This is a genomic window from Enterobacter sp. T1-1 (assembly GCF_000710795.1).
In the GTDB taxonomy this organism is placed as follows: Bacteria; Pseudomonadota; Gammaproteobacteria; order Enterobacterales; family Enterobacteriaceae; genus Enterobacter; species Enterobacter cloacae.
The window spans coordinates 36,560-43,133 of sequence record NZ_JALW01000054.1 but is presented as its reverse complement, the minus strand read 5'-3'; the positions used below and the strand labels follow the sequence as shown (position 1 = coordinate 43,133).

7 protein-coding genes are annotated in these 6,574 nt (G+C 49.6%); 4 read left to right on the top strand and 3 right to left on the bottom strand.

The genetic code is table 11. The annotated features are described in order from the left end of the window. Positions 1-178: 178 nt before the first annotated feature. Together purU and AK59_RS01000000123835 are read right to left on the bottom strand one after the other, a co-directional pair. Complete coding sequence (gene purU / locus AK59_RS0118250) at positions 179-1,021, bottom strand: formyltetrahydrofolate deformylase (RefSeq protein ID WP_013096262.1); 843 nt, start codon at positions 1,019-1,021, stop codon at positions 179-181. Positions 1,022-1,069: 48 nt separating this feature from the next. Next, on the bottom strand, positions 1,070-1,528 hold the full coding sequence (locus AK59_RS01000000123835; RefSeq protein WP_029883447.1) for a YchJ family protein: 459 nt from the start codon (positions 1,526-1,528) through the stop codon (positions 1,070-1,072). Positions 1,529-1,643: 115 nt separating this feature from the next. On the opposite strand from AK59_RS01000000123835, the gene rssA reads away from it, so the two are divergent. The 3 genes from rssA (at position 1,644) to galU (ending at position 4,760) form a co-directional block, all read left to right on the top strand. Further along, entirely contained in the window at positions 1,644-2,546 is a 903-nt protein-coding gene (rssA, locus tag AK59_RS0118240; protein WP_013096264.1) for a patatin-like phospholipase RssA, read from the top strand. A 91-nt stretch (positions 2,547-2,637) separates the two neighbouring features. Then, positions 2,638-3,651 (top strand): two-component system response regulator RssB, encoded by a 1,014-nt coding sequence (gene rssB, locus AK59_RS0118235; RefSeq protein WP_013096265.1) that lies wholly within the window; start codon positions 2,638-2,640, stop codon positions 3,649-3,651. A 200-nt stretch (positions 3,652-3,851) separates the two neighbouring features. Next, positions 3,852-4,760, top strand: a complete 909-nt coding sequence (galU, locus tag AK59_RS0118230) for a UTP--glucose-1-phosphate uridylyltransferase GalU (protein WP_029883446.1) — start codon at positions 3,852-3,854, stop codon at positions 4,758-4,760. A 199-nt stretch (positions 4,761-4,959) separates the two neighbouring features. Here galU and hns read toward each other — a convergent pair whose 3' ends face one another. Beyond that, positions 4,960-5,373 carry a histone-like nucleoid-structuring protein H-NS gene (gene hns / locus AK59_RS0118225; protein ID WP_008502781.1) on the bottom strand — a complete coding sequence of 138 codons (414 nt, stop codon included), beginning with the start codon at positions 5,371-5,373 and terminating at the stop codon, positions 4,960-4,962. A 548-nt stretch (positions 5,374-5,921) separates the two neighbouring features. On the opposite strand from hns, the gene tdk reads away from it, so the two are divergent. Beyond that, positions 5,922-6,536: a thymidine kinase gene (gene tdk, locus AK59_RS0118220; protein ID WP_013096267.1), complete on the top strand. Its 615-nt coding sequence runs from the start codon at positions 5,922-5,924 to the stop codon at positions 6,534-6,536. The last annotated feature ends 38 nt before the right edge of the window (positions 6,537-6,574 follow it).

Sequence of the window (6,574 nt, the reverse complement as noted above, 5' to 3'; positions counted from 1 at the left end):
TTGGCCGCTCGGGAACCCCACCACGGGGTAATGCTTCTACTGGCCTGCTTCCTGCTGGAAGCGGGGCGCATCATATCAAATGACACGCCCCTGTAAAGCGTTACCACAAGAAAAATAAACTGGTTGCCTGATTTTTACCCGCAAAGCTGTAAAGCTAACCAATTCATTTCACTGTCGATTAAAGAATGATCGTTCTGTTACCGTAAACGAATACGCGCTGCGCCAGCACCTGATAGAGTGCGCGGCTCAGAACGTTCTTCTCAACATCGCGCCCGGCACGCATCATGTCTTCCGCCGTGTAGGTGTGATCCACATGAATCACGTCCTGCATGATGATTGGGCCTTCATCCAGATTGTCATTTACGTAATGCGCCGTTGCGCCGATGATCTTCACGCCGCGTTCATAGGCTTGATGGTAGGGGCGTGCGCCAATAAAGGCGGGCAGGAAGGAGTGGTGAATGTTGATAATTTTGTTCGGGAAACGCGCCACGAAGGAGGGCGTCAACACGCGCATGTATTTCGCCAGGACAACGTAGTCCGGGTTGTGCGCTTCAATAGCCTCTGCCATCAGGTTGTCGTGCTCTTCACGCGTATGGCCTTCATGGCTCACCAGCTCGAACGGAATATCAAAACGTTCAACCAGCGTACGCAGCGTCTCGTGGTTACCGATAACGGCGGCGATTTCGACATCCAGACCGCCGTAGTTTGCTTTCATCAGCAAATCGCCCAGGCAGTGGGCTTCTTTGGTCACCAGAATCACGATGCGACGACGGCCCGCTGGCGTCAGCTCGCGTACGGAACCTTCCGGCAGCGCGCTGTCCAGATCGGCAAGCAGAGTGGTGTCGTTGAAAATACCTTCCAGTTCGGTACGCATGAAGAAACGACCGGTGCGGTGGTCAACGAATTCGTTGTTCTGCACGATATTCAATTCATGTTTGTAACAGATGTTGGTAATTCGTGCGATCAGCCCTTTTTGATCGGGACAGATGGTGCGCAGAACTTTACGTTGTAGTGATTGCATCGCCGGGAAATCCTGTTTGAGTATTTGCGAAGTCTCGGTTGTCGGGCGTTACTGCCCGCAACACTTTTTAAATTTTTTACCAGAACCACAAGGGCAGGGATCGTTACGACCAAACTGCGGGCGCGTTCCGTCAATATAATACCATTGCCCGCTTTCCTTTAAGAACCGGGAACGCTCGATAATGGCACCCGGTTTATTGTGTTCAGTAAACCGGGCAACAAAGCTGACGTAACCTTCATTTTCGTGACTACCGGGTGCGGATTCATAAACGGTAAGACCGAGCCACTGGGTATTGGCGAACCCGGCTTCGATCTCCTGTTTGAAACTGGCGGCCTGGCATGAGGGGTGCCAGGTTTTAATCAGGTAGTCTGCGTCCTTGATCACAAAAGCGGTATACCGTGAACGCATAAGGTGTGATGGGTCTGGTGCAACCTGATCGCCAGAAAGATATCGCTGGCAACATAGGCTATACTCCAGAGCGCTACCACAGGGGCAGAGTTGAGACACAATTCTCTTCCTGGAACAAAAAATTAAGGGCGTAAAACGCTTCGGGTAGCACCATGTTAACTGAGCTGTTGCGTTGACGCTATGTCGGGAATCCAGGGGAAGTAAAACAGGGCTAATGAGAAAGGTTAAAATTGGACTGGCGCTGGGCTCAGGTGCAGCCCGCGGATGGTCACACATCGGCGTGATAAATGCCTTAAACCAGATGGGCGTCGATGTCGATATTGTTGCAGGATGTTCGATTGGATCGCTGGTAGGTTCCGCCTATGCGTGCGGCAAATTGCCCGAACTTGAAGCGTGGGTGCGATCCTTCAGTTACTGGGACGTGCTGCGCCTGATGGACCTTTCGTGGCAGCGCGGCGGTTTGCTTCGCGGTGAACGCGTCTTTAACCAGTTCCGTCAGATTATGCCTCTTCAGGACTTCAGCGATTGTCAGCTGCCATTTGGTGCCGTGGCGACGAATCTCAGTACGGGACGTGAGCTGTGGCTGACCGAAGGGGACATCCACCTTGCCGTTCGCGCCTCCTGCAGTATGCCGGGCCTTATGGCTCCTGTCCCGCATAATGGTTACTGGCTTGTTGATGGCGGTGTCGTTAACCCCGTGCCAATCTCTTTGACGCGGGCAATGGGGGCTGACATCGTGATCGCGGTCGATTTACAACACGACGCTCACCTGATGCAGCAAGACCTCATGCCGGTCAATTTGCAAAGCGAAGATGCCGAGGCGGAAAAACTGGCCTGGCATGAGCGCTTACGCGGGCGAATTGGTCGGATAGCCGCGCGCCGCTCGGTCGCTGCACCCACGGCAATGGAGATTATGACCACCTCAATCCAGGTGCTGGAAAACCGCCTGAAACGTAACCGTATGGCGGGCGACCCACCGGATATTCTGATTCAACCCTATTGTCCACAAATCTCTACCCTTGATTTCCATCGGGCTGAGGCCGCCATCGCAGCGGGCTCTTTAGCCGTCGAAAAGAAAATGGACGAATTATTGCCATTTGTGCGAACCGCACGTTGAGCACCTTTTTTTGACTACTTCAGCAAAATCTGACAGGCGATAGTGCCGATAGCATGCCACTATTTAGTAACTGTCAGCCAGGGGAGGAACCATGACGCAGCCATTGGCCGGAAAACATATTTTGATTGTTGAAGACGAGCCCGTTTTCCGATCGCTACTGGATTCGTGGTTATCCTCGCTGGGGGCAACCACTGCCCTGGCTGAAGATGGTGTTGATGCCCTGGAAAAAATGGTCAGTATCACGCCCGACCTGATGATCTGTGATATCGCAATGCCACGGATGAATGGCCTGAAGTTGGTTGAACATCTGCGTAATGAGGGCAACCAGACGCCCATACTGGTGATCTCCGCGACAGAAAATATGGCGGATATTGCCAAAGCATTGCGTCTGGGGGTGCAGGATATTCTGCTGAAACCAGTAAAAGATCTGAACCGATTGCGTGAAACGGTATTGGCCTGCCTTTATCCGAATATGTTTAATTCCCGCGTCGAGGAAGAAGAGCGCCTTTTCCAGGACTGGGATGCTTTAGTCAGTAATCCGCCTGCCGCGGCCAAGCTATTGCAGGAACTTCAGCCGCCGGTACAACAGACCTTTTCACACTGTCGAATAAATTATCGCCAGCTTGTGGCCGCGGATCAGCCCGGTCTGGTGCTGGATATTGCGCCATTATCGGATTCCGATCTTGCGTTTTATTCCCTGGATGTTACCCGTGCCGGGGATAATGGTGTATTAGCAGCGTTATTACTTCGTGCGCTATTTAACGGGCTGTTGCAGGAACAGTTATCGCATCAGGGGCAACGGCTTCCGGAGTTAGGCAGTTTACTTAAACAGGTTAACCAGCTTTTTCGCCAGGCCAATTTACCAGGACAATTTCCATTGCTGGTTGGCTATTACCATAGTGGATTGAAAAATCTTATCCTCGTTTCAGCGGGTCTGAACGCCTCTCTGAATACCGGGGAACATCATATTCAGGTTAGCAACGGTGTGCCGCTGGGTACATTGGGTACGGCTTATCTTAATCAAATTAGCCATCGCTGTTCTTCCTGGCAGTGCCAAATTTGGGGCGCCGGGGGGCGGTTGCGGTTAATGTTGTCCACGGAATAAGCAGTTGGATCTTAATTTTAAGATTGCCTTACCTGTGTTTTGTGGGGAGTGCTACTATCGCTGCCCAGATTCATGCGTATTTATCCTAATTGATCGGCAACGCGTTCTTTTCAGACCCGGACTGTGTGATGAGGCTGATATACTCAACGCGTTATTTAATGCATAAAAGTTCAAAACTTGAACAGCTCAGGAGAATTTGAATGGCTGCCCTAAATTCGAAAGTCAGAAAGGCCGTCATCCCGGTAGCGGGATTGGGGACCAGGATGTTACCAGCAACTAAGGCAATTCCTAAAGAGATGCTGCCACTGGTTGATAAGCCATTAATTCAGTATGTCGTAAACGAATGTATCGCGGCCGGCATCACTGAAATTGTGCTGGTTACACATTCATCTAAAAACTCTATCGAAAACCATTTCGATACCAGTTTCGAACTCGAAGCCATGCTGGAAAAACGCGTTAAGCGTCAGCTGTTAGAAGAAGTTCAGTCTATTTGCCCTCCGCACGTTACCATTATGCAGGTGCGTCAGGGGCTGGCGAAAGGTCTGGGCCACGCGGTACTTTGTGCATATCCTGTTGTGGGTAATGAACCTGTTGCGGTCATTCTGCCAGACGTCATTCTGGACGAATATGAATCCGATCTGTCTCAGGATAACCTTGCTGAGATGATCAAGCGCTTTGACGAAACGGGTAGCAGCCAGATTATGGTTGAACCTGTTGAAGACGTGACGGCTTACGGTGTTGTTGACTGTAAAGGCGTTAATCTTGAACCCGGTGAAAGCGTGCCAATGGTAGGCGTCGTAGAGAAGCCTAAAGCCGACGTAGCGCCGTCTAATCTGGCGGTAGTAGGTCGCTATGTCCTGAGTGCTGAAATCTGGCCACTGCTGGCGAAAACGCCTCCAGGAGCAGGAGATGAGATCCAGCTGACCGATGCCATCGATATGCTGATCGAGAAAGAGACCGTTGAAGCCTACCATATGAAAGGTAAGAGCCATGACTGCGGTAATAAACTCGGTTATATGCAGGCGTTCGTGGAATATGGCATCCGCCACAATTCACTCGGTGAAGAATTTAAAGCCTGGCTGAAAGAGAGCGTGGGTATTAAAAAATAACCCCGTCTGCAAATGATCAAGACCGGTGAGGCGATGCCCACCGGTTTTTTTATGCCCACAACTCAGGGTAACCACGCCGGTCTGTAAGGAACGTTAAATAGTACGATGTCCCAATATGACGGCATGTAAGGGGATGTTTGCAGGAATTGAGGATAAAAAAAATCCCGCATTAAGCGGGATTTTTCTGAATACGTTAGGATTAATCCTTGATCAGGAAGTCGTCCAGCTGTTTACCTTGCTCATCCATGGCTTTTTTGATAACAGCAGGTGTACGACCCTGGCCAGTCCAGGTTTTAGTTTCGCCGTTCTCGTCAACATAGCTATATTTAGCAGGACGAGCAGCGCGTTTTGCTTTAGTACCGGTCTTCGCTGCAGCCATGCTGTTCAGCAATTCATTTGGATCGATACCATCAGCAATCAGCATTTCACGATATTGCTGCAGTTTACGCGTACGCTCTTCGATTTCAGCAGCAGCAGCGCTTTCTTCTTCGCGACGTTCATTAACTACAACTTCTAATTTTTCCAGCATTTCTTCAAGCGTTTCCAGGGTGCATTCTCTTGCCTGCGCACGAAGAGTACGGATGTTGTTCAGAATTTTAAGTGCTTCGCTCATTGTAGTAATCTCAAACTTATAATGGGGGGTGGTTTGTTGTCCTAATAATAGAGCGATAAATTCAGTTGTGCAATAGGTGGGAATGTAAGGAATTCAAAAAATACGGAATAATGGGCGCTATTATTAATTACGCTAACTTAAATTTCATACCCACACAGGCTCGCTTGTTATCACGCTTACCTGCTTAACCCGTTCGGTTGCATCTTTTTTTGTGACATTTACCGCAGGAATTATAGTTGCGGCGGATAAATATCAGCCTTTTGTATTAGTTTCTGCCAGCGTTGCCAGAGCAAAAATAGTTAATAAATAGTGAATTTTAATGAACGTGGATTCCAGTATAAAAAGAAGTGTTATGTTTAGTGGGTTCGCGACATATAGAGCATGCTGAATCCGTTTACCTCCTGTTTTATCGCATTATTTTCCTGTGCATCTCGTGGTTAACAGCGGCTTGAACCCCATACTCTGTGTGGTGTATCGCTGATGACCAGACAAAATATGGTACAATGAATCATTGGGAATATTACACATTGATTAGGGTTTGACGGCCAATGGCACAACTTTATTTCTACTATTCGGCAATGAATGCCGGAAAATCCACGGCGTTACTGCAATCCTCTTACAATTATCAGGAACGAGGGATGCGCACCGTTGTTTACACCGCTGAAATCGACGATCGCTTCGGTGCAGGTAAGGTGAGTTCAAGAATTGGTCTCTCGTCTCCGGCCAGACTGTTTAACCCACAAACGGACCTGTTGCAGGATATCCGTGCCGAGCATACTTCCCAGCCCATTCATTGCGTTCTGGTCGATGAAAGCCAGTTCCTGACGCGTGAACAGGTGCATGCGCTTTCAGAGGTCGTAGATGAACTTGATATTCCCGTTCTCTGCTATGGTTTGCGTACGGACTTTCGCGGGGAGCTATTTGCCGGTAGCCAGTATTTGCTTGCATGGTCCGATAAACTGGTCGAACTGAAAACCATCTGTTTTTGCGGCCGTAAAGCCAGTATGGTGCTTCGTCTCGATCAGTCTGGTAAACCCTATGCAGACGGTGAGCAGGTGGTGATAGGGGGGAATGAACGCTATGTGTCGGTCTGTCGTAAGCATTATAAAGAGGCGTTGTCTGTGGGCTCCCTGACGGCGATTCAGCACGATAACCGGAAGTAGTTCCAAAGAACCCAAAGCCTGATCTTCAGACATAAAAA